Origin of the sequence: Streptomyces sp. NPDC004134 (assembly GCF_042874195.1) — a bacterium.
Lineage (GTDB): Bacteria > Actinomycetota > Actinomycetes > Streptomycetales > Streptomycetaceae > Streptomyces.
The window spans coordinates 108,677-130,001 of sequence record NZ_JBIAMS010000012.1 but is presented as its reverse complement, the minus strand read 5'-3'; the positions used below and the strand labels follow the sequence as shown (position 1 = coordinate 130,001).

The 21,325-nt window shown below is 71.0% G+C and carries 17 protein-coding genes and 1 tRNA gene; 15 read left to right on the top strand and 3 right to left on the bottom strand.

What is annotated here, in order from left to right; genetic code table 11:
* Positions 1-16 precede the first annotated feature (16 nt).
* Complete coding sequence (pyk, locus tag ACFYVJ_RS17320; RefSeq protein WP_388892091.1) at positions 17-1,450, top strand: pyruvate kinase; 1,434 nt, start codon at positions 17-19, stop codon at positions 1,448-1,450.
* A 202-nt stretch (positions 1,451-1,652) separates the two neighbouring features.
* Here pyk and polA read toward each other — a convergent pair whose 3' ends face one another.
* Positions 1,653-4,328: a DNA polymerase I gene (polA, locus tag ACFYVJ_RS17315; RefSeq protein ID WP_388892308.1), complete on the bottom strand. Its 2,676-nt coding sequence runs from the start codon at positions 4,326-4,328 to the stop codon at positions 1,653-1,655.
* A 146-nt stretch (positions 4,329-4,474) separates the two neighbouring features.
* Between polA and ACFYVJ_RS17310 the strand changes: the two genes are divergently transcribed.
* Both ACFYVJ_RS17310 and ACFYVJ_RS17305 read left to right on the top strand, forming a co-directional pair.
* Entirely contained in the window at positions 4,475-6,805 is a 2,331-nt protein-coding gene (locus tag ACFYVJ_RS17310) for an FdhF/YdeP family oxidoreductase (RefSeq protein WP_388892089.1), read from the top strand.
* Between the two features lie 19 nt (positions 6,806-6,824).
* On the top strand, positions 6,825-7,274 hold the full coding sequence (locus ACFYVJ_RS17305; RefSeq protein WP_101425109.1) for a PaaI family thioesterase: 450 nt from the start codon (positions 6,825-6,827) through the stop codon (positions 7,272-7,274).
* Positions 7,275-7,358: 84 nt separating this feature from the next.
* Here ACFYVJ_RS17305 and ACFYVJ_RS17300 read toward each other — a convergent pair whose 3' ends face one another.
* The gene (locus ACFYVJ_RS17300) at positions 7,359-7,661 is read right to left on the bottom strand and encodes a hypothetical protein (RefSeq protein WP_388892087.1); all 303 of its coding nucleotides are present in this window, start codon (positions 7,659-7,661) and stop codon (positions 7,359-7,361) included.
* A 440-nt stretch (positions 7,662-8,101) separates the two neighbouring features.
* On the opposite strand from ACFYVJ_RS17300, the gene ACFYVJ_RS17295 reads away from it, so the two are divergent.
* The 11 genes from ACFYVJ_RS17295 to ACFYVJ_RS17245 all read left to right on the top strand — a co-directional run bounded on the left by ACFYVJ_RS17295 (position 8,102) and on the right by ACFYVJ_RS17245 (position 20,272).
* Positions 8,102-9,466 carry a sulfotransferase family protein gene (locus ACFYVJ_RS17295; protein ID WP_388892085.1) on the top strand — a complete coding sequence of 455 codons (1,365 nt, stop codon included), beginning with the start codon at positions 8,102-8,104 and terminating at the stop codon, positions 9,464-9,466.
* Complete coding sequence (locus tag ACFYVJ_RS17290) at positions 9,463-10,644, top strand: glycosyltransferase family 4 protein (protein ID WP_388892082.1); 1,182 nt, start codon at positions 9,463-9,465, stop codon at positions 10,642-10,644. The genes ACFYVJ_RS17295 and ACFYVJ_RS17290 overlap by 4 nt, the downstream gene beginning before the upstream one ends.
* Positions 10,637-11,206 carry an adenylyl-sulfate kinase gene (gene cysC, locus ACFYVJ_RS17285; protein WP_388892079.1) on the top strand — a complete coding sequence of 190 codons (570 nt, stop codon included), beginning with the start codon at positions 10,637-10,639 and terminating at the stop codon, positions 11,204-11,206. Before ACFYVJ_RS17290 ends, cysC begins: the two co-directional genes overlap by 8 nt.
* Complete coding sequence (cysD, locus tag ACFYVJ_RS17280) at positions 11,203-12,129, top strand: sulfate adenylyltransferase subunit CysD (protein WP_388892076.1); 927 nt, start codon at positions 11,203-11,205, stop codon at positions 12,127-12,129. The genes cysC and cysD overlap by 4 nt, the downstream gene beginning before the upstream one ends.
* A gap of 2 nt (positions 12,130-12,131) precedes the next feature.
* Complete coding sequence (locus ACFYVJ_RS17275; RefSeq protein WP_388892073.1) at positions 12,132-13,487, top strand: sulfate adenylyltransferase subunit 1; 1,356 nt, start codon at positions 12,132-12,134, stop codon at positions 13,485-13,487.
* A gap of 197 nt (positions 13,488-13,684) precedes the next feature.
* The gene (locus ACFYVJ_RS17270; protein WP_388892070.1) at positions 13,685-14,308 is read left to right on the top strand and encodes a hypothetical protein; all 624 of its coding nucleotides are present in this window, start codon (positions 13,685-13,687) and stop codon (positions 14,306-14,308) included.
* A gap of 255 nt (positions 14,309-14,563) precedes the next feature.
* Positions 14,564-15,805 (top strand): branched-chain amino acid ABC transporter substrate-binding protein, encoded by a 1,242-nt coding sequence (locus ACFYVJ_RS17265; protein ID WP_388892067.1) that lies wholly within the window; start codon positions 14,564-14,566, stop codon positions 15,803-15,805.
* Positions 15,806-15,913: 108 nt separating this feature from the next.
* Positions 15,914-16,843: a branched-chain amino acid ABC transporter permease gene (locus tag ACFYVJ_RS17260; protein WP_101425117.1), complete on the top strand. Its 930-nt coding sequence runs from the start codon at positions 15,914-15,916 to the stop codon at positions 16,841-16,843.
* A 5-nt stretch (positions 16,844-16,848) separates the two neighbouring features.
* Positions 16,849-18,645 carry a branched-chain amino acid ABC transporter permease gene (locus ACFYVJ_RS17255; protein ID WP_388892305.1) on the top strand — a complete coding sequence of 599 codons (1,797 nt, stop codon included), beginning with the start codon at positions 16,849-16,851 and terminating at the stop codon, positions 18,643-18,645.
* Between the two features lie 5 nt (positions 18,646-18,650).
* Entirely contained in the window at positions 18,651-19,559 is a 909-nt protein-coding gene (locus ACFYVJ_RS17250) for an ABC transporter ATP-binding protein (protein ID WP_388892303.1), read from the top strand.
* Positions 19,556-20,272 carry an ABC transporter ATP-binding protein gene (locus ACFYVJ_RS17245; protein ID WP_101425120.1) on the top strand — a complete coding sequence of 239 codons (717 nt, stop codon included), beginning with the start codon at positions 19,556-19,558 and terminating at the stop codon, positions 20,270-20,272. Before ACFYVJ_RS17250 ends, ACFYVJ_RS17245 begins: the two co-directional genes overlap by 4 nt.
* 107 nt (positions 20,273-20,379) lie before the next feature.
* Here the strand turns inward: ACFYVJ_RS17245 and ACFYVJ_RS17240 are convergent, their stop codons facing one another.
* A complete protein-coding gene (locus ACFYVJ_RS17240) occupies positions 20,380-21,054 on the bottom strand; it encodes an ANTAR domain-containing response regulator (RefSeq protein WP_388892064.1) in 675 nt (224 codons plus the stop codon).
* 105 nt (positions 21,055-21,159) lie between these two features.
* Here ACFYVJ_RS17240 and ACFYVJ_RS17235 point away from each other — a divergent pair.
* A tRNA-Leu gene (locus ACFYVJ_RS17235) sits at positions 21,160-21,242 on the top strand.
* Positions 21,243-21,325 lie beyond the last annotated feature (83 nt).

Genomic DNA, 21,325 nt, shown 5'->3' with positions numbered 1-21,325 from the left:
TCATAGAGTCGAATGTATGCGCCGAGCGAAGATTGTCTGCACCCTGGGTCCAGCCACCGACACATACGACCAGATCAAGGGCCTGGTCGAGGCGGGAATGGACGTCGCCAGGTTCAATCTCAGCCATGGCACCTACGCTGAGCACGAGGAGCGTTACGCGCGGGTGCGCAAGGCCGCGGACGAAACGGGGCGCAGCGTCGGCGTGCTCGCCGACCTTCAGGGCCCGAAGATCCGTCTGGCCACGTTCCGCGAAGGTCCTGTATTTCTCGAACGGGGCGATGAATTCACCATCAGCGTCGATCCGGTCGAAGGCGACCGCCAGTGCTGCGGTACGACGTACGCCGGGCTGGCCGCCGACGTCGGGCGGGGCGAGCGGATCCTCGTCGACGACGGCCGCGTCACGCTGGAGGTGACCGCCGTGGACGGGCCCCGGGTCCGCACCATGGTCATCGAGGGCGGCATGGTCTCCGACCACAAGGGCCTCAACCTGCCCGGCGTCGCCGTCTCCGTCCCCGCGCTCTCCACCAAGGACCGCGAGGACCTGCGCTGGGCGCTGCGCGCCGGCGCGGACATCATCGCGCTGTCCTTCGTCCGCTCCGGCCGGGACGTCCGCGACGTCCACCGGATCATGGACGAGGAGGGCCGGCGGGTGCCGGTGATCGCCAAGGTGGAGAAGCCGCAGGCGGTGGAGAACCTGGAGGGCATCGTCGACGCCTTCGACGGGCTCATGGTGGCCCGCGGGGACCTCGGCGTGGAAATGCCGCTGGAGCAGGTGCCGATGGTGCAGAAGCGGGCGGTCAAGCTGGCCAAGCGGAACGCCAAGCCGGTCATCGTCGCCACGCAGATGCTGGATTCGATGATCGAGGCGTCCCGGCCGACGCGCGCGGAGGCGTCCGACGTGGCCAACGCGGTGATGGACGGTACGGACGCGGTGATGCTGTCCGGCGAGACCAGCGTCGGCAAGTACCCGATCCAGACGGTGCGGACGATGGGCCGGATCGTGCAGGCGGCGGAGGAGGAGATGCTCGCCAAGGGCCTGCCGCCGCTTACCGAGCGCAACAAGCCGCGCACGCAGGGCGGCGCGGTGGCGCGGGCGGCCGCGGAGATCGGCGACTTCCTCGGGGCGCGTTATCTGGTGGCGTTCACGCAGTCCGGCGACACGGTGCGGCGGCTCTCGCGCTACCGCTCGCCGATCCCGGTGCTGGCCTTCACCCCGGACCCGGCGACGCGCAGCCAGCTCAACCTGACGTGGGGCGTGGAGACGTTCCTCGGCCCGATGGTGCAGACGACCGACGAGATGGTGGCGCAGGTCGACGAGCAGTTGCTGAAGATCGGCCGATGCCGCAAGGGCGACGTGGTCGTGATCACCGCCGGCAGCCCCCCGGGCATCCCCGGCTCGACCAACCTCGTCCGCGTCCACCACATCGGCGAGGACGACACGGTGAGCTGACGCACCGCGGAGGCGCGCCTCCGGCGGGGGTGGCCGGGTGGGGAACCAGGGCATCGCCGTGCGCGTGGGCCCGCGCACGCGGAACGCCGCGCCCGGCCGCCGCTGCTCGCCGCAGGCGGCAGCGGTGAGCCTCGCAACTCCCGCTCCCGCCGGCGGAGCCGCGGACCGGGCCGTGCCCGGCCCGCGCCCGGGGGAGAGGCGCTCAGTGCGCCGCCGACTCCCAGTCCGGGCCGACGCCCACCGCGACGTCCAGGGGCGCCCGCAGGGACACCGCGCCGGCCATCTCGCGGCGTACCAGCTCCTCCACCCGCTCGCGCTCGCCCGGCGCCACCTCCAGCACGACTTCGTCGTGCACCTGGAGCAGCAGCCGCGTCCGCAGCGACGCCGCCGTCAGCGCCCGGTCCACCCGCAGCATGGCCAGCTTCACGATGTCCGCCGCCGTGCCCTGGATCGGCGCGTTGAGCGCCATGCGCTCGGCCATCTCGCGCCGCTGGCGGTTGTCGCTGTTGAGGTCTGGCAGATACCGGCGGCGGCCGAACATCGTCTCCGTGTAGCCCGTGGCCCGGGCCTCGTCGACGACGCGGCGCAGATAGTCCCGTACGCCGCCGAAGCGCTCGAAGTAGTTCTCCATCAGCTTGTGGGCCTCGGCCGTCTCGATGCCGAGCTGCTGCGAGAGGCCGAACGCGGACAGACCGTAGGCCAGCCCGTACGACATCGCCTTGATCTTCCGCCGCATCTCGGCGTCGACCTCGGTGCGCGGCACCGCGAACACCTGCGAGGCGACCGTGTCGTGCAGGTCCTCGCCGGACGCGAACGCCTCGATCAGGCCCTCGTCCTCCGACAGATGGGCCATCACGCGCAGCTCGATCTGGCTGTAGTCGGCGGTCAGCAGCGACTCGTACCCCTCGCCGACGACGAAGCCGCGCCGGATCGCCCGGCCCTCGTCGGTACGGATGGGCACATTCTGCAGGTTCGGATCGGTCGAGGACAGCCGACCGGTGGCGGCGACGGTCTGGCTGAACGTGGTGTGGATCCGGCCGTCCGCCGCGATGGTCTTGATCAGCCCCTCGACCGTGGAGCGCAGCCGGGCCTGCTCGCGGTGGCGCAGCATGATGACCGGCAGCTCGTGGTCGGTCTTGGTGGCGAGCCAGGCCAGCGCGTCGGCGTCCGTCGTATAGCCCGTCTTGGTCTTCTTCGTCTTCGGCAGGTCCAGCTCGCCGAAGAAGACCTCCTGCAACTGCTTGGGCGAGCCGAGGTTGAACTCGTGCCCCACCGCGTCGTGCGCCTCCCGGACGGCCTGCTGCACCGCGCCGGCGAACTGCTCCTCCATGGCCTCCAGATGGGCCCGGTCGACGGCGACGCCGGCCCGCTCCATCCCGGCCAGCACCGCGGAGACCGGCAGCTCCATGTCGCCCAGCAGCTCCGCCGCGCCGACCTGCGCCAGCTTCTCCGACAGCGCCTCGCCGAGGTCCAGCACCGTACGGGCCGTGCGCATCAGCGCGTCCCGCTCGGCCGCCTCCTGGTCGCCCTCCGCGCCGTCGAGGCCCAGCTCCAGTTGCCCGTCGGCCGCCGGGGGCTCCAACTCGCGGCCCAGATAGGCGATCGACAGCGCGTCGAGCGCGAACGTCCGCCGTCCCGGGGTGACCAGATAGGCGGCCAGGGCCGTGTCCATCGCCACGCCCTCGACCGTCCAGCCGTGCTCGGCGAAGACGCGCATCGCGCTCTTCGCGTCGTGCACCGTCTTGGCGCTGCCGGCGTCCGCGAGCCAGCCGGCGAACGCCTGCTCGTCCGCGGCGTCCAGCCGGGCCGGGTCGAACCACGCGGCGGGCCCCTCCGCATGGGCCAGCGCGACCTCGGAGACGCTGCCGACGCCCAGTTGCCAGGTCCCGACGGTGGCCATGCCGAGGGGCGCGGAGCCGTGCTCGGCGAGCCACGGCGCCAGCTCGCCCGTCGCCAGCACCCGGCCTTCGACCTGCACGCCCGGCTCGGGCTCGACCTCCGCCTCGGCGGCGCCCGGATCGGCGTTGAACAGCCGCTCGCGGAAGTTGGGGTTGCGGAACTCCAAGGCGTCCATGACGACCTGGAGCGACGTCCGGTCGTACGGCTTGCGCTCCAGGCCCTCGGGTCCGGTGGGCAGCTCGACGGCGCGGTCCAGCTCGGTCAGCCGGCGGTTGAGCTTCACCGCGTCGAGGTGGTCGCGCAGGTTCTGCCCGGCCTTGCCCTTGACCTCCTCGGCGCGCTCGGCCAGCTCCGCGAACGACCCGAACTGCTTGATCCACTTGGCCGCGGTCTTCTCGCCCACGCCCGGGATGCCCGGCAGGTTGTCCGAGGGGTCGCCGCGCAGGGCGGCGAAGTCCGGGTACTGCGCGGGCGTCAGGCCGTACCGCTCCTCGACCTTCGCCGGGGTGAAGCGGGTCAGCTCGGAGACGCCCTTGGTGGGATACAGCACCGTCACCTGGTCGGAGACGAGCTGGAAGGAGTCCCGGTCGCCGGTGACGATCAGCACCTCGAACCCGGCGGCCTCGGCCTGCGTGGCCAGCGTGGCGATCACGTCGTCCGCCTCGAAGCCCTCGACGGCGAAGCGCGGCACGTTCATCGCGTCCAGCAGCTCGCCGATCAGCTCGACCTGGCCCTTGAAGTCGTCGGGCGTCGACGACCGGTTCGCCTTGTAGTCCGCGAACTCCGCGGAGCGCCAGGTCTTGCGCGAGACGTCGAAGGCGACGGCCAGGTGCGTCGGCGCCTCGTCACGCAACGTGTTCGACAGCATCGACGTGAAGCCGTAGATCGCATTGGTGACCTGCCCGCTGACGGTGGAGAAGTTCTCCGCGGGTAGCGCGAAGAACGCCCTGTATGCCAGGGAATGTCCGTCCAGCAGCATCAGGCGGGGGCTGCTGGGCTTACGGGGTTTCGATGCGTTCTCAGCCACGGCCCCGATCCTGCCATGCCGTACCGACAACGGAGCCCGTGACGGTGCGGCATGGCAGGATCGGTCCCGTACGTCCCACACCAGAAAGGGTGACCGCCATGGCCGGCAAACCGCCCGTCGGCGACCCCGTGCAGGACGCCCCCGAGGTCACCCCGCCCCAGCAGTCGGCCGTCGGCGCCGCCGCCATCGCGCACGCGCTGCGCACCGGGCAGGAGCAGATGGGCGTACGGCGTACGGCCCGCACCCTGCTGCGCGTCAACCAGCGCGACGGCTTCGACTGCCCCGGCTGCGCCTGGCCCGACCCGGACCGGCCGCACACCTTCGAGTTCTGCGAGAACGGCGCCAAGGCCGTCGCCGAGGAGGCGACGCTGCGCCGCGTCACCCCCGAGTTCTTCGCCGCGCACCCCGTCGCGGACCTCGCCGGCCGCAGCGGCTACTGGCTGGGCCAGCAGGGCCGGCTCACCCATCCCGTGTACCTCGCCGAGGGCGCCGAGACGTACGAGCAGGTCTCCTGGGAGCGGGCGTTCGCCATCGTCGCCGAGGAACTGAAGGCCCTCGACTCACCGGACGAGGCGGTCTTCTACACCTCCGGGCGCACCGGCAACGAGGCCGCGTTCCTCTACCAGCTCTTCGCCCGCGAGTTCGGCACCAACAACCTGCCGGACTGCTCGAACCTCTGCCACGAGTCGTCCGGTTCCGCGCTCACCGAGACCCTGGGCGTCGGCAAGGGCAGCGTCCTGCTCGACGACCTCCACCAGGCCGACCTGATCATCGTCGCCGGCCAGAACCCGGGCACCAACCACCCGCGCATGCTGACCGCGCTGGAGCGCGCCAAGGAGAACGGCGCCCGCGTCATCACCGTCAACCCGCTGCCCGAGCCCGCCATGGTCCGGTTCAAGAACCCGCAGACCCTGCGCGGCCTCGCGCGCGGCGGCACCCCGCTGACCGACCTGTTCCTCCAGGTCCGCGTCGGCGGCGACCAGGCGCTCTTCCGCGCCCTGGCCCGGCGGGTCCTCGCCGCGCAGGACTCCGGCGCCGGGGCCGTCGACGAGGAGTTCGTCGCGGAGCACACCCACGGCTACGAGGAGTACGCGGCCGCCGCCCGCGGCTACGCCGACGCGGACGCCGAGCGCGCCACCGGCCTGACCGCCGCCGACCTCGACCGCGCCGCGGAACTGGTGCTGGCCGCCGACAAGATCGTCGTCTGCTGGGCGATGGGCCTCACCCAGCACAAGCACGCCGTGCCCACCATCAAGGAGATCGTCAGCTTCCTGCTCCTCGGCGGCCACATCGGCCGCCCCGGCGCCGGCGTCTGCCCCGTGCGCGGCCACAGCAACGTCCAGGGCGACCGCACCATGGGCATCTTCGAGCGCCCCGCCCCCGCCTTCCTGGACGCGCTGCAGAAGGAGTTCGGCTTCGACCCGCCCCGCCACCACGGCTACGACGTCGTACGCGCCATCCGCGCGCTGCGCGACGGCGCCGCCAAGGTCTTCTTCGCGGTCGGCGGCAACTTCGTCTCCGCCTCGCCCGACACCGGGGTCACCGAGGCCGCGATGCGCCGCGCCCGGCTGACCGTGCACGTCTCGACCAAGCTCAACCGCAGCCACGTCGTCACCGGCGCCCGCGCGCTGATCCTGCCCACCCTGGGCCGCACCGAGCGCGACCGGCAGCCGGGACCCGACGGCCGCGGCCACGAGCAGTTCGTCACGGTCGAGGACTCCATGGGCGTCGTGCACGCCTCCCGCGGCCGGCTCGCCCCGGCGAGCGACGCGCTGCTGTCGGAGGTCGCGATCGTCTGCCGGCTGGCCCGCGCGGTGCTGGGGGAGGACAGCGCCACGCCCTGGGAGGAGTTCAGCGGCGACTACGGGCGCATCCGCGACCGCATCGCGCGCGTGGTGCCCGGCTTCGAGGACTTCGACGCCCGCGTCCGCCGCCCCGGCGGCTTCACCCTGCCGCACGCCCCGCGCGACGAGCGCCGCTTCCCCACGAGCACCGGCAAGGCCAACTTCACCGCGGGCCCGGTGACGTACCCCGAGGTGCCCGAGGGGCGGCTGCTGCTGCAGACGCTGCGCAGCCACGACCAGTACAACACCACGATCTACGGCCTGGACGACCGCTACCGCGGCGTGCGCGGCGGGCGCCGCGTCGTCCTCGTCCACCCCGACGACGGCGCGGACCTCGGCCTCGCCGACGGCGCGTACGCGGACATCGTCGGCGAGTGGCACGACGGCGTCGAGCGGCGCGCGGACGGCTTCCGCGTCGTGCACTACCCGACGGCCCGGGGCTGCGCGGCCGCGTACTACCCGGAGACCAACGTGCTGGTGCCGCTGGACTCCACCGCGGACACGAGCAACACCCCCACGAGCAAGTCCCTGGTGGTCAGGCTGGAACCGGCCGCGTCTACGGTGGAGCCCGACACGACGGTGTAAAGGACGGAGCCGGGCGCCCATGGGCGAGCACACCACGAAGTTCCCCCGAGAGATCCTCGACGAGTTCGCCGGCGTCGGCGTCGACCTGGAGAAGCTGTTCTCCGCCGGCGCCCTCGGGCAGCGCATGGGCCTGCGGGTGCTGGAGGCGGCGCCCGAGCGCGTCGTCGGCACGCTGCCGGTGGAGGGCAACACGCAGCCGTACGGGCTGCTGCACGGCGGCGCCTCCGCGGTGCTCGCCGAGACCCTCGGCTCCGTCGGCGCGATGCTGCACGGCGGCCCGGCGAAGGTCGCGGTCGGCGTCGACCTCAACTGCACCCACCACCGGGGCCTGCGCGCCGGCGTGGTCACCGGCGTCGCCACCCCGCTGCACCGCGGCCGGTCCACCGCGACATACGAGATCGTCGTCAGCGACGAGGAGGGCCGCCGGGTGTGCACCGCACGGCTCACCTGCCTGCTGCGCGACGCCTGACCCCGCGGCGGACCGGCGCACGGCGGCGGCCGGAGCGGCCGGGGCACAGGGCCTGCCCGGACCGCCGGCCGCCGCCGGGCGGCGTCAGCGGCGCGGCGCCCTCAGCCCGTCCCTGACGACGACCTTCTTCACCGGCCCGCGGTCCCCGTGGGCGTGCGTCCGCTTGGCCTTCTTGCAGTGCCCCCGGGGCACGTCCTTCACGTGCACCCGCTTGCCGGCCTGGCCCGCCTGGCCGGCCGGACCGTGCGAGACGTGCTTGGCCTGCGCCGCGCACGGGCGCTGCGGCGCGGCGTGCCCCTCGGCGGCGCTCGCCGCGCCCGCGGTGCCCAGCAGTACCGCCAGCGCCGCGACCGCGGTGACCGCGGCGCGCTTCATCGTGACGTTCATGGTGAGATATCCCTTCCGTGCCGGTCCGTCCGGCACGGGCACCACCTTCGACCGCGCCGCCCGCGGGTCCGAACTCCCGCCGCCCGCCCGCGTGTCCCGCCGCGGGACACCGCCGCGGCGCCGGGGATGAGAAGCCCATGAGAATCGTTCACCCGATACGCTCAGAGCGGCCGCCCCCGGGGCCGTCCCCTCTCATCGCGCTCTCATGCTTCTCAGCACCCCCTCACCCTGGCGGCGCCGGCGCCGCGTGCGGAATTCACCCGTCCGGGCGGTGCGAGGCAGTGCCCGGGACGGGATCCCGCAGGTCTGCGCGGGCCCCCCGAGGTCGCTGTGACCAGCACCACTCCGCATCAATCAAACTAGCTATGACCTGCGTGTTTAGCGAACATGCCGCGCGGGTACGTTGCTCGTCTCACAAACGCCTTCTAGCCTCGGGGCGCATGAACCTCCTCCGGAAGCTCAATCACAAGCTCGGCGCGACCACGGGTTTCGAGATCCGCAAGGCCGGGCTGCCGCATGCGCCTGCCCCGAAACCCGCCCCGGCCAAGGAGCCCGTGGAGCAGAAGCCGGTCGCCCAGGTCGCGTACCGCCCCCCGGAGGACCCCGAAGTCGACCGGCTGCTCAGGCGGCCGGTGTTCATCATGTCGCCGGTACGCTCCGGCTCCACCCTGCTGCGTCTGCTCCTCAACGCGCACTCGCGCCTGCACTCCGCGCACGAGCTGCACTTCCGCCGGCTGGAGGTCACCACCAGCACCAAGCTCGCCGAGCGCGCCATGGCCGAGCTGGGGCTGGAGCGCGGCGACCTGGAGCACCTGATCTGGGACCGGGTGCTCCACCGTGAGCTGGTCCGCTCCGGCAAGGACTTCCTGGTGGAGAAGACGCCCAGCAACACGTTCGCGTACAAGCGCATCGCCGCCTGCTGGCCCGACGCCCGGTTCATCTTCCTGCTCCGCCACCCCGCCTCCATCGCCAGCTCCTGGTACGAGGCCGACCCGGAGAAGCGCACCGAGGAGGAGGCCGCACTCGACGCGCTGCGCTACATGCGGGCCACCGAACGCGCCCGCCAGGCCCTGCCGGGGCACGTCGTGCGCTACGAGGAGCTGACCGACGACCCCGAGTCGGCGATGAAGGGCATCTGCTCCTACCTGGAGATCGACTTCGAGCCCGGCATGCTCGACTACGGCTCCCAGAACCAGGCCGGCTACAAGAAGGGCCTCGGCGACTGGAAGGACAAGATCCGCAGCGGCCAGGTGCAGGCCGGCCGCGCGCTGCCCACCGCCGAGGAGATCCCCGAGCCGCTGCGCGAGATCAGCGCCGCCTGGAGCTACATCGAGGGCCGGGCGGAAGACCGGGACGCCGCGGCCGCCGCCCGCGAGCCGCACGCCGAGATCGCCGAGGTCTGGCCCCGCGACGGCTCCGTACGCCTCACCGGCAGCCTGCACGGCGTCACCGACGGCGGCACCGGCTCCTGGGAGATGCTCCTCGTCCGGCGCGACCACGAGGACCAGCAGTTGCGCTATCCGGCCGGAATGGCCGACGGCGGGTTCGACGTCACCGTGCCCGTCACCGACCTGGCGCCCGCGGGGCTGACCACCCCGGCCCAGTGGGACATCCACCTGGCCGCGGGCGAGGGCGACGCGGAGGTCCGGCTGCGCGCCGGCCGCCACCTCGACGGGATCACCGGAAAGAAGAACATCATGGTCTACCCCGGGCAGCCCGCCCAGATCGACGGCGCCGACGTCGAGGTCAAGCCGTACTACACCATCAAGGACAACCTCTCCGTCGAGGTACTGCCGGCCTCATGAAGATCCGCTATCTGCTCATGCACGCCTACGGCACGGGCGGGACCATCCGCACCGTGTTCAACCAGGCCGGGTCCATGGCCGCCGCGGGCCACGACGTCGAGATCGTCAGCATGCAGCGCACCCGCGACGAGTTCCACTTCCCCCTCCACCCGAAGGTCACCGTCACCACCCTGGTCGACCAGCGGCCCGCCGCCCGCGAGGCGGAGCTGGCCGCGGCCGGCCCCCGGGCGGCGGAGAAGCGCGTCGAGCGCGAGGGGCAGCCGCCCCGGCACATCCCGTCGGGGGAGTTCGCGTACGAGCGCTACAACCGCCACGTCGAGGACACCGTCGTCGACTGGCTGGAGCGGCAGCGCGACGCCGTGATCGTCCCGACCCGGCCCGGGCTGAACTTCCTCACCGCCCGGTTCACCCCGCGCTCCTGCCACAAGATCGCCCAGGAGCACATGAACCTGGGGACGCACCCGTCGGACATCCGCACCGCCATCCAGCGCGAGTACCCGCGGTTCGACGCCGTCGCCGTCCTCACCCACGGTGACCGCGAGGACTACCAGGAGCTGCTGCCCGGCACCCGCGTCGTCCGCATCCCCAACGCCGTGCACACCGGCGACAAGAAACTGACCACCTACGCGGAACACGTCGCCGTGGCCGCCGGCCGGCTCTTCCCCCAGAAGGGCTTCGACATGCTGATCCCCGCGTGGGCGCAGCTCGTGGAGAAGTTCCCCGACTGGCAGTTGCGCATTTTCGGCACCGGCGAGAAGAAGGCCGAGCTGCGCCGGCTGATCAACGAGAACCACCTGTACAACCACGTCTTTCTGATGGGGCACACGCACAAACTGGACGACGAACTTGCGAGAGCATCCTTTTATGTGCTCAGCTCGCGGTTCGAGGGCCTGCCCATGGTGATGATCGAATCGATGACCCACGGACTTCCCGTGGTCAGCTTCGACTGCCCGACGGGCCCCGCCGACGTGCTCACCCACGGGAAGGACGGGCTGCTGGTGCCCCGGAAGGACGTGGACGGGCTCGCCGAGGCCATGGGGCAGCTCATGGACGACGAGGGCCTACGGGCCGACATGGGAGCGGCGGCACTGCAGACGTCGCGCTCCTACACTCCCGAGGCGGTCCATCCGCAGTGGGAGGCACTTTTCGAGGAGATTCACGGGAGTGGGAGTGCCTGACAACGCACCCGGCGCCGACGGCGTACACGCGCGCGGCGCCACGATCTGGCTCACCGGCCTGCCCAGCGCCGGCAAGACGACGCTGGCGCGCACCTTCGGCGAGCGGCTCCGGGACGCCGGCCACCGGGTGGAGGTGCTGGACGGCGACGAGATCCGGGAATTCCTCACCGCAGGACTCGGTTTCTCCCGGGGTGACCGCGACACCAACGTGCAGCGCATCGGCTTCGTCGCCGAGCTTCTCGCGTCGCACGGCGTGAAGGTCCTCGTGCCGGTGATCGCCCCGTACGCGGACAGCCGCGAGGCGGTGCGCAAGCGCCACCAGACGGAGGGTACGACGTATGTGGAGGTGCACGTGGCCACGCCTGTCGACGTCTGCGCCGAGCGCGACGTGAAGGGCCTCTACGCCAAGCAGGCGGCCGGCGAGATCTCCGGACTCACCGGCGTGGACGACCCGTACGAGCCGCCCGCGGACCCCGATCTGCGCATCCCCACGCACGAGCAGAGTGTCGAAGAATCCGCGGCGATGCTTCACGCCGCACTGGTGGAACGAGGTCTCGCATGAGCCAGTTCGAGCAGGCCGCCGCCCAGGACTTCCAGTTGCCGCACCTGGACGTGCTGGAGTCCGAGGCGGTGCACATCTTCCGCGAGGTCGCGGGGGAGTTCGAGCGTCCGGTGATTCTCTTCTCCGGCGGCAAGGACTCCATCGTGATGCTCCATCTGGCGCTGAAGGCGTTCGCGCCGGCCCCGCCGCCGTTCGCGCTGCTGCACGTCGACACGGGGCACAACTTCCCCGAGGTGCTGGAGTACCGCGACCGCGTCGCCGCGCAGCACAACCTGCGGCTGCACGTCGCCTCCGTCCAGGAGTTCATCGACCGCGGCGAGCTCAAGGAGCGCGCCGACGGCACCCGCAACCCGCTGCAGACCGTGCCGCTGCTGCGCGCCATCGAGGGGGCCCGCTACGACGCGGTCTTCGGCGGCGGCCGCCGCGACGAGGAGAAGGCCCGCGCCAAGGAGCGCATCTTCTCCCTGCGCGACGAGTTCGGCGGCTGGGACCCGCGCCGCCAGCGCCCCGAGCTGTGGCAGCTCTACAACGGCAAGCACGCCGTCGGCGAGCACGTCCGGGTCTTCCCGCTGTCCAACTTCACCGAGCTGGACGTCTGGCAGTACATCGCCCGCGAGAAGATCGTGCTCCCGGAGATCTACTACGCGCACCGCCGCGAGGTCTTCCTCCGCAGCGGCATGTGGCTCGCCCCCGGCGAGTGGGGCGGCGCCAAGCAGGGCGAGCGCGTCGAGACCCGCACGGTGCGCTACCGCACCGTCGGCGACATGTCCTGCACCGGTGCCGTCGACTCCGACGCCGACACCATCGAGAAGGTCATCGCCGAGATCGCCGCCACCCGCCTCACCGAGCGCGGCGCCACCAGGGCCGACGACAAGATGTCCGAGGCCGCCATGGAAGACCGCAAGCGCGAAGGCTACTTCTGATCATGACTGTGAACCCACCCGCCCCCGCCACGGAGCCGGCCGCGCTCACCGAGGTCTCCCTGCTGCGCTTCGCCACCGCGGGCAGCGTCGACGACGGCAAGTCGACCCTCGTCGGCCGGCTGCTGCACGACTCCAAGTCGGTCCTCGCCGACCAGTTGGAGGCCGTCGAGCGCGCCTCCGCCAGCCGCGGGCAGGAGGCCCCCGACCTGGCGCTGCTCACCGACGGGCTGCGCGCCGAGCGCGAGCAGGGCATCACCATCGACGTGGCGTACCGCTACTTCGCCACCCCGCGGCGCCGCTTCATCCTCGCCGACACCCCCGGCCACGTGCAGTACACCCGCAACATGGTCACCGGCGCCTCCACCGCCGAGCTGGCGGTCATCCTCGTGGACGCCAGGCACGGCGTCGTCGAGCAGACCCGCAGGCACGCCGCGGTCGCCGCGCTGCTGCGCGTGCCGCACGTGGTCCTGGCCGTCAACAAGATGGACCTCGTCGGCTACGCGGAGGACGTCTTCGCCACCATCGCGGCCGAGTTCACCAAGTACGCCAAGGCCCTCGGCGTGCCCGCCGTGACCACCATCCCGATCTCGGCGCTGGAGGGCGACAACGTCGTCACCCCGTCGGCCGTCATGGACTGGTACGCGGGCCCCACGGTGCTGGAGCACCTGGAGACCGTCCAGATCGACCACGACCCGCGCGGCCGCGTGACCCGCTTCCCCGTGCAGTACGTGATCCGCCCGCAGACCGCGGAGCACCGCGACTACCGCGGCTACGCCGGGAAGATCGCCTCCGGCATCTTCCACGTCGGCCAGCCCGTCACCGTGCTGCCCTCGGGCCACACCTCCAGCGTCGCCGCCATCGACGTGCTGGGCGAGAGCGTCGACGCCGCGTGGGCGCCGCAGTCGGTCACCATCCGGCTCGCCGACGACATCGACATCTCCCGGGGCGACATGATCGCCCCGAGCGAGCAGGCCCCCGACGCCACGCAGGACATCCAGGCCACCGTCTGCCACCTGCACGACACCGCGCTCACCCCCGGCGCCCGGGTGCTGCTCAAGCACACCACCCGCACCGTCAAGGCGATCGTCAAGCAGATCCCCGACCGGCTCACGCTCGACGACCTCTCCCACCACCCCGCCCCGGGGTCCCTGGAGGTCAACGACATCGGCCGGGTCGTGCTCCGCACCTCGGAGCCGCTGCCGATGGACGCCTACGGCGACTGCCGGCGCACCGGCTCGTTCCTGCTGATCGACCCCGCCGACGGCTCCACCCTCGCCGCGGGCATGGCGGGCGCCGCGTTCGCAGGCGCGGACAGCGAGAAGCGGGCCGAACTCGACGACGCCGAGTGGGACTTCTGACCGCACCCCGCCCGGCCGCCGGCCCGCCGGGACGCTGACGGCGTCCCCGCGGACCGGTCGCGGGCCGCGTACGCACGACGGCGGCGGGAGTCGGGGCACGGGCCCCGACTCCCGCCGCCGTCGCGTACGTTCGGTAGTCGGACGCGAGTACGTACGGGCCGCTGCGCAGCGGCCCGTACGCCCTTACTCTGTCCGCCATGAGCGCCCCCACCCGGCCCGAGCCCGGCCCAGAACCGGACTCCGGCCCACCCGCGGAGGTCCTCGGCGGCGGCTCCGCGGGGCCGCGCCTCGGCGAGCGCTGGACGGCGCTGCCGCCCCGCTCCCGCCGGCTCGCCGCCGCCGGCGCCGGACTGGCCGTGCTGGCCGCCGTCGGCGTATACGCCCTGGCCACACGGCCGGAGCCGGAGCCGCCCGCGCCCGTGCCGTACCCGATCCAGTCCACTCACTTCTCCTTTCTCGGGATAGAAACCCCCAAAGCGGGCGATAGCGTCTTTGACGCGCAGCTCATGGCCACGTCGGACAGCGGCGCCTCACTGGAGAAGATCACCCAGGGCTACAGCGGCCTGAAGCTGTCGGTCCGGCCCGCGCTGCCGCTGGACCTCGCCCAAGGCCAACCCACCCGGGTCACCGTCAGGTTCGAGGTCGTCCGGTGCGCGGGGCTTCCCCTCGACGCGAGTCTGCCCTCCCTGCGCGTAACGCTGCGTAACACGCGCGCAATACAGGACTACAGCTCCATCCTCGGCGGGACCTACGCCGCCGAACTGTCCCGGGCGCTGCGTACGATATGCGAACCCGCCCCGCGGGCGGCTCCCGGCGCATAGGACATCAGCAGCGGCTTCGCGCCCGTTCGGGCGTCCGGACTCCGTGGATCCGGCACAGACCACGCCCGCCGACGCGGAAGGTGGCTGTAAGGGTCATAACAAGAGAGTCACAGCATTGCCTGCACCTCTGCCCCCTCGACCCGGGGCGGCTTAGAGTCACGCCCAGTCACCGCGCAGCAGGTCACCTTCCGACGCCTGCCGCGTGCACCGGCCCACTCTGCGCAGTCGAGGCCGCGCCAGGGGAAAGGACAGATCGTGCGTCACCGTTCCTTGCTCATACTCACCACTGCGGTCACCGCAGGGGCTCTCACGCTGTCTGCTTGCGGTTCCCGCGACGACGACAGCGAAGGCGGGGGCGGTGGCGACGGAACGACCGTCGTTATCGGCCTCGACGCCCCGCTGACGGGTGACCTCTCCGCCCTGGGCATCGGCATCCAGAACTCCGCCGAGCTCGCCGTGAAGACGGCCAACGAGAACGAGGAGGTCAAGGGCGTCACGTTCGAGCTCGAGCCCCTCGACGACGTGGCCCAGGCCCAGCAGGGCCAGCAGAACGCCACCAAGCTCGTCGGCAACGAGGACGTCATGGGCGTCGTCGGCCCGCTCAACTCCGACGTCGGCCAGTCCATGCAGAAGGTCTTCGCCGACGCCGACCTGGTCCAGGTCTCGCCCGCCAACACCAACCCCGCCCTGACCCAGGGCGAGGAATGGCAGAGCGGCGAGAAGACGCGCCCGTTCGACACGTACTTCCGCGTGTCCACCACGGACGCGATCCAGGGCCCGTACGCGGCGCAGTACCTCTACAACGAGCAGAAGCTGAAGAAGGTCTTCGTCATCGACGACAAGAAGACCTACGGCGCCGGCCTCGCCGGCACCTTCGCCGACGAGTTCGAGAAGCTCGGCGGCAAGGTCGTCGGGACCGACCACGTCAACCCCGACGACAAGGACTTCGCGGCCATCGCCACGAAGGTCAAGAACTCCGGTGCCGAGTTCGTCTACTACGGCGGCGAGTACCCGGCCGGCGCCCCGCTGGCCGCCCAGGTCAAGAAGGCCGGGGCCAAGATCCCGACCGTCGGCGGCGACGCCCTGTTCAGCGCCGAGTACGTGGCCCTGGCCAAGGAGAACGCCGAGGGCGACATGGCCAGCTCCGTCGGCGCCCCGCTGACCGAGCTGGACACCGCCAAGGAGTTCATCAAGAACTACGAGGCGGCCGGCTACGAGGACGCGTTCGAGGCGTACGGCGGCTACTCCTACGACTCCGCCTGGGCGATCATCCAGGCCGTGAAGACCGTCGTCGAGGACAACGACGGCGAGCTGCCCGGTGACGCGGACGAGGCCCGCAAGGCCATCACCGAGGCCATGAACGACGTTTCCTTCGAGGGAGTGACCGGCAGCGTCGGCTTCGACGAGTTCGGCGACACCACCAACAAGCAGTTGTCGCTGTACCAGGTCAAGGACGGCGAGCACGTGCCGCTGACCAGCGGCGAGTTCGAAGGCTGACCAGGGCGACCACCACCGCCCATTGATCACATAGACCGCAAGCGGCGCGGGGGGCGCACACAGCGCCCCCCCCGCGGCCATATCTGACACCCACTCGGAGGCCCAGCGGTGAACGATCTGCCGCAGCAACTTGCCAACGGCCTGCTACTCGGCGCCTTGTACGGGCTCATAGCCATCGGCTACACGATGGTGTACGGCATCGTCCAGCTCATCAACTTCGCCCACGGCGAGATATTCATGATCGGCGGCTTCGGCGCCCTGACGATGTGGCTGTGGATGCCGAACGGCACCAGCCTGCTCGTCGCCCTGCCGCTGATGATCCTCATGGCCGTCATCTGTTCCGTGCTCGTCGGCGTCGGCGCGGAACGTTTTGCCTACCGTCCCCTGCGCGGGGCCCCCCGCCTCGCCCCCCTTATCACCGCGATCGGCCTGTCCATCGCCCTCCAGCAGGCCATCTGGGCCTGGTACCCCGAGGCCACGAAGTCGCGGCCCTTCCCCGAGTTCTCCGGCCCGCGCATCGACTTCGGCGCGTTCACCATCGAACGCGGCGAGCTCTACCTGCTCATCGCCGCCCCCGTGTGCATGATCGCCCTCGGCTTCTTCGTCTCCAAGACCCGCACCGGCCGCGCCATGCAGGCCACGTCGCAGGACCCGGACACGGCCAAGCTCATGGGCATCAACACCGACCGCATCATCGTCATGGCCTTCGCCATCGGCGCCGCCTTCGCGGCCATCGCGGCCATCGCCCACGGCCTGCGCTACGGCGAGGTCAACTTCAAGATGGGCTTCATCGCCGGCCTCAAGGCGTTCACCGCCGCCGTCCTCGGCGGCATCGGCAACATCTACGGCGCCATGATCGGCGGCGTAGTCCTCGGGCTCTCCGAGGCCATGGCCACCGCCTACATCGCCGACATCCCCGGCATGGAGCAGCTCGGCGGCGGTGCGTGGAAGGACGTCTGGGCGTTCGTCCTGCTCATTCTCGTACTGCTCTTGCGGCCCCAGGGCCTCTTGGGCGAACGCGTCGCGGATCGGGCGTGATAGCGATGACCACCCTGGAGAAGAACACTCCCTCCGCCACCGCCCCCGCGGGCGGCGCGCTGCCCCTCCCCCCGGGCGTCGCCCGGCCGCTCGCCTACGCCGGCGCCTTCGGCACGTTCGTCTCGACGTTCCTCTCGTGGACCTACACGGAGGAGTTCCCGGGCAACCTCACCGTCTACGGCTACCCCGGCGGGCTGCAGCTCCTGACGCTCACCGGCGCCCTGCTCACCCTGCTGTTCCTGCTCTCCGGCAGCGGACTGCGCGGACTGCGCTGGCTCACCCCCGGCGGCGCCAACAGCGCGGTACGGCTGCTCGCGCTCGGCACCCTCGGCGTCACCGGCTACACCGTCGGCGCCATCATCAAGAACCTCGGCGGCCTGATCAACGTCGACCCCGGCGGCTACATCGCCGTGGCCATGGCCCTGACCGCCGTCATCGGTACCCTCGGGCTGCCGTCCGACGTCCCCCCGGACGCCGAGAACCCGCCCGCCAACCCCTGGGCGCACCTGGTGCACTCGCTGAAGGCGCCGGTCCCGGGACGGGTGCGGGACCTGCCGGGCTGGGTGGAGATCGTCATCATCTCCGCCGCCTTCGCCCTCGGCCTGTACGTGTTCACGTTCGGCATCGACACCGACTACGCCGAACTCTTCATCGGCTACATGGTGCTCGTCTCCTTCGCGTTCCCCGCCGTGGGCCGCGCGGGCCTCACCCGGCAACTGGGCCAGCTCACCGCCAAGCACCGGAACGTGACCGTGACCGCGGCCTTCGTCGCCGCGTTCGCCTTCCCGTTCACCCAGAGCAACGACGCCTACGCCAGCATCGGCACCAACATCCTCATCTTCGCCACCGTGGCGCTCGGCCTCAACGTCGTCGTCGGCCTGGCGGGCCTGCTCGACCTCGGCTACGTCGCCTTCCTCGGCGTCGGCGCGTACACCGCCGCCCTGGTCTCCGGCGCACCCACCTCCAGCATCGGGGTCACCTTCCCGTTCTGGGCGGCCGTGCTCACCGGCGCCGCGGCGTCCCTCGTCTTCGGCGTGCTCATCGGCGCCCCGACCCTGCGGCTGCGCGGCGACTACCTCGCCATCGTGACCCTCGGGTTCGGCGAGATCTTCCGCATCGGCGTGCAGAACCTCGACGGCGACTCCGGGCCCGACGTCACCAACGGCCCCAACGGCATCCCGAACATCCCGGAGCTGGAGATCTTCGGCTTCAACCTCGGCGAGGAGCACACCATCCTCGGCCAGGAGCTGGGCAGGTTCTCCAACTACTTCCTGCTCATGCTGCTGTTCACCGTCGTGATCGTCACGATCTTCCGGCGGGCCGACCAGTCGCGCATCGGCCGTGCCTGGGTCGCCATCCGCGAGGACGAGACCGCCGCCCGCGCCATGGGCATCAACGCCTTCCGGCTCAAGCTCCTCGCGTTCGCGCTCGGCGCCACCCTGGCCGGCATGGCGGGCACCGTACAGGCGCACGTGACGTACACCGTCACGCCCACCCAGTACAAGTTCGTCGAAGCCGTGCCGCCGAACTCCGCGTTCCTGCTGGCGGCCGTCATCCTCGGCGGCATGGGCACCGTCAGCGGCCCGCTCATCGGCGCGTCGCTGCTCTACCTGATCCCCGCCAAGCTGCAGTTCGTCCAGGAATACCAACTGCTGCTCTTCGGCGTGGCGCTGGTCCTGCTCATGCGCTTCCGCCCGGAGGGCCTCATCGCCGACCGCCGGAAGCAGCTCGAGTTCCACGACACCGGCCAGTTGGACGTGCCCAAGGAAGATACCGACCTCGGCAAGAAGGTGGGGGTGTGACACAGATGGTCAGCGAAACCGTCCCCGCCAAGGGACCCGGCGGCGGGACCGTCCTGGACGCCCGCGGCGTCACCATGCGCTTCGGCGGCCTCACCGCCGTACGCAACGTCGACCTGACCGTCGACCACGGCGAGATCGTCGGGCTCATCGGCCCCAACGGCGCCGGCAAGACCACCTTCTTCAACTGCATGACCGGGCTCTACATCCCCACCGAGGGCACGGTCAGGTACAAGGGCACGGTCCTGCCGCACCGCTCCCACCGCGTCACCGAGGCGGGCATCGCCCGTACCTTCCAGAACATCCGTCTCTTCGCCAACATGACGGTCCTGGAAAACGTCCTCGTCGGCCGGCACACCCGCACCCACGAAGGGCTGTGGTCCGCGCTGCTGCGCAACCCCGGCTTCAAGCGGGCGGAGCGGGAGTCGGAAGCGCGCGCCATGGAACTGCTGGAGTTCACCGGGCTGGCCGCCAAGCGCGACCACCTCGCCCGCAACCTCCCCTACGGCGAACAGCGCAAGCTGGAGATCGCCCGGGCGCTGGCGAGCGAACCGGGGCTGCTGCTCCTCGACGAGCCCACCGCGGGCATGAACCCGCAGGAGACCCGGGCCACCCGCGAACTGGTCTTCGCCATCCGCGAGCAGGGCATCTCGGTGCTCGTCATCGAGCACGACATGCGGTTCATCTTCGGGCTCTGCGACCGCGTCGCCGTCCTCGTCCAGGGCGAGAAACTGGTCGAGGGCACCCCCGAGGTCGTCCAGAGCGACGAACGCGTCGTGGCCGCGTACCTCGGGACCCCCTACGAGGGCGTCCCCGAGGACGAGGCCGTCGAGGAGGTCGCCGCCGCCGAGGACGCGGTCGCCAAGAACACCGGGAGCACCAGCGCCCCCAAGAAGAGCAAGGAGGGCGACGCGTGACCGCGCTACTGCAGGTCGACGACCTGAAGGTCGCCTACGGCAAGATCGAAGCTGTCAAGGGCATCTCGTTCAGCGTCCAGAGCGGCGAGGTCGTCACCCTCATCGGCACCAACGGCGCCGGCAAGACGACGACCCTGCGCACCCTCTCCGGACTGCTGAAGCCCTCCGGCGGCAAGATCTTCTTCGACGGCACGCCGCTCAACGGCGTCGGCGCCCACAAGATCGTCGCCATGGGCCTCGCCCACTCCCCTGAGGGCCGCCGGCTCTTCCCCCGCCTCACCATCACCGAGAACCTCCAACTCGGCGCCTTCCTCCGGAAGGACGCGGCGGGCATCGAGCAGGACATCAAGATGTGCTACGAGCTGTTCCCGATCCTCGGCGAACGGCGCAAGCAGGCAGCCGGCACCCTGTCCGGCGGCGAGCAGCAGATGCTCGCCATGGGCAGGGCCCTGATGTCCCGGCCCAAGCTGCTCATGCTCGACGAACCCTCCATGGGCCTCTCGCCGATCATGATGCAGAAGATCATGGAGACGATCCGGGAGCTGAAGGCCCAGGGCACCACCATCCTGCTCGTCGAGCAGAACGCCCAGGCCGCGCTCTCCATCGCCGACCACGGCCACGTGATGGAGGTCGGCAAGGTCGTCCTGTCGGGCACCGGAGAGGAACTGCTGCACGACGAATCCGTGCGCAAGGCGTACCTCGGCGAAGACTGAGAGCCCAGCGCACGGCCAGAGCGGCCCGCGCCCCGGGGAGGGGGGCACGGGCCGTTCGCGCGCGTTCGTGGCGCAGGTCGCGCGGAAGCCCGTAGAGGCTCCGCGGACTAAGCCTGCTTCTTCTTGGCCTTCTTCTCCGCGTCGTCCTCGATCACGGCCTCGGCCACCTGCTGCATCGACAGCCGGCGGTCCATCGACGTCTTCTGGATCCACCGGAACGCCGCCGGCTCCGACAGCCCGTACTCGGTCTGCAGGATGCTCTTCGCCCGGTCCACGAGCTTCCGCGTCTCCAGCCGCTGGGTGAGGTCGACGACCTCCTTCTCCAGCGTCTTCAGCTCCGTGTAGCGCGAGACGGCCATCTCGATGGCCGGCACCACGTCACCCTTGCTGAACGGTTTCACCAGATACGCCATGGCCCCGGCGTCCCGCGCCCGCTCCACCAGCTCGCGCTGGGAGAAGGCGGTGAGCATGAGCACCGGCGCGATGGAGTCGGCGGCGATCCGCTCGGCGGCGGAGATCCCGTCGAGCACGGGCATCTTCACATCCAGGATCACCAGATCGGGCTTCATCTCCCGCGCCAACTGCACCGCGGTCTCCCCGTCCCCCGCCTCCCCGACGACGGTGTACCCCTCCTCCTCCAGCATCTCCTTCAGATCGAGCCGGATGAGGGCCTCGTCCTCCGCGATGACGACCCGGGTGGTCAGCGGCGGCACGTGCTCGTCGCCTCCCGCGCTGGCGGCGGCGATGTCCTCCGGGGTTTCGGGGGTCTCGGGGGCGCTCACGGTGCTCCTCGGGGTATTGCCTGGCTGCGATAGGGGGGCACCCACGAGGGTACCGACCGCGCCATCGGCGGTGAGCACGCGGTAGGCTTGGCCCGCGCAGAGCGAGCCCGGTTGGTGGAACTGGTCAGACACGCGGTTCTCAAACAACCGTGCCTTCGGGCATGTGGGTTCGAATCCCACACCGGGCACTTCTCGCTCGACCGGAGTGCATCATTCTCGTGAATTCCGGCGGCGCATCCGTGCGGCCGCGTTCGGTCGCGCACAGTTGTTC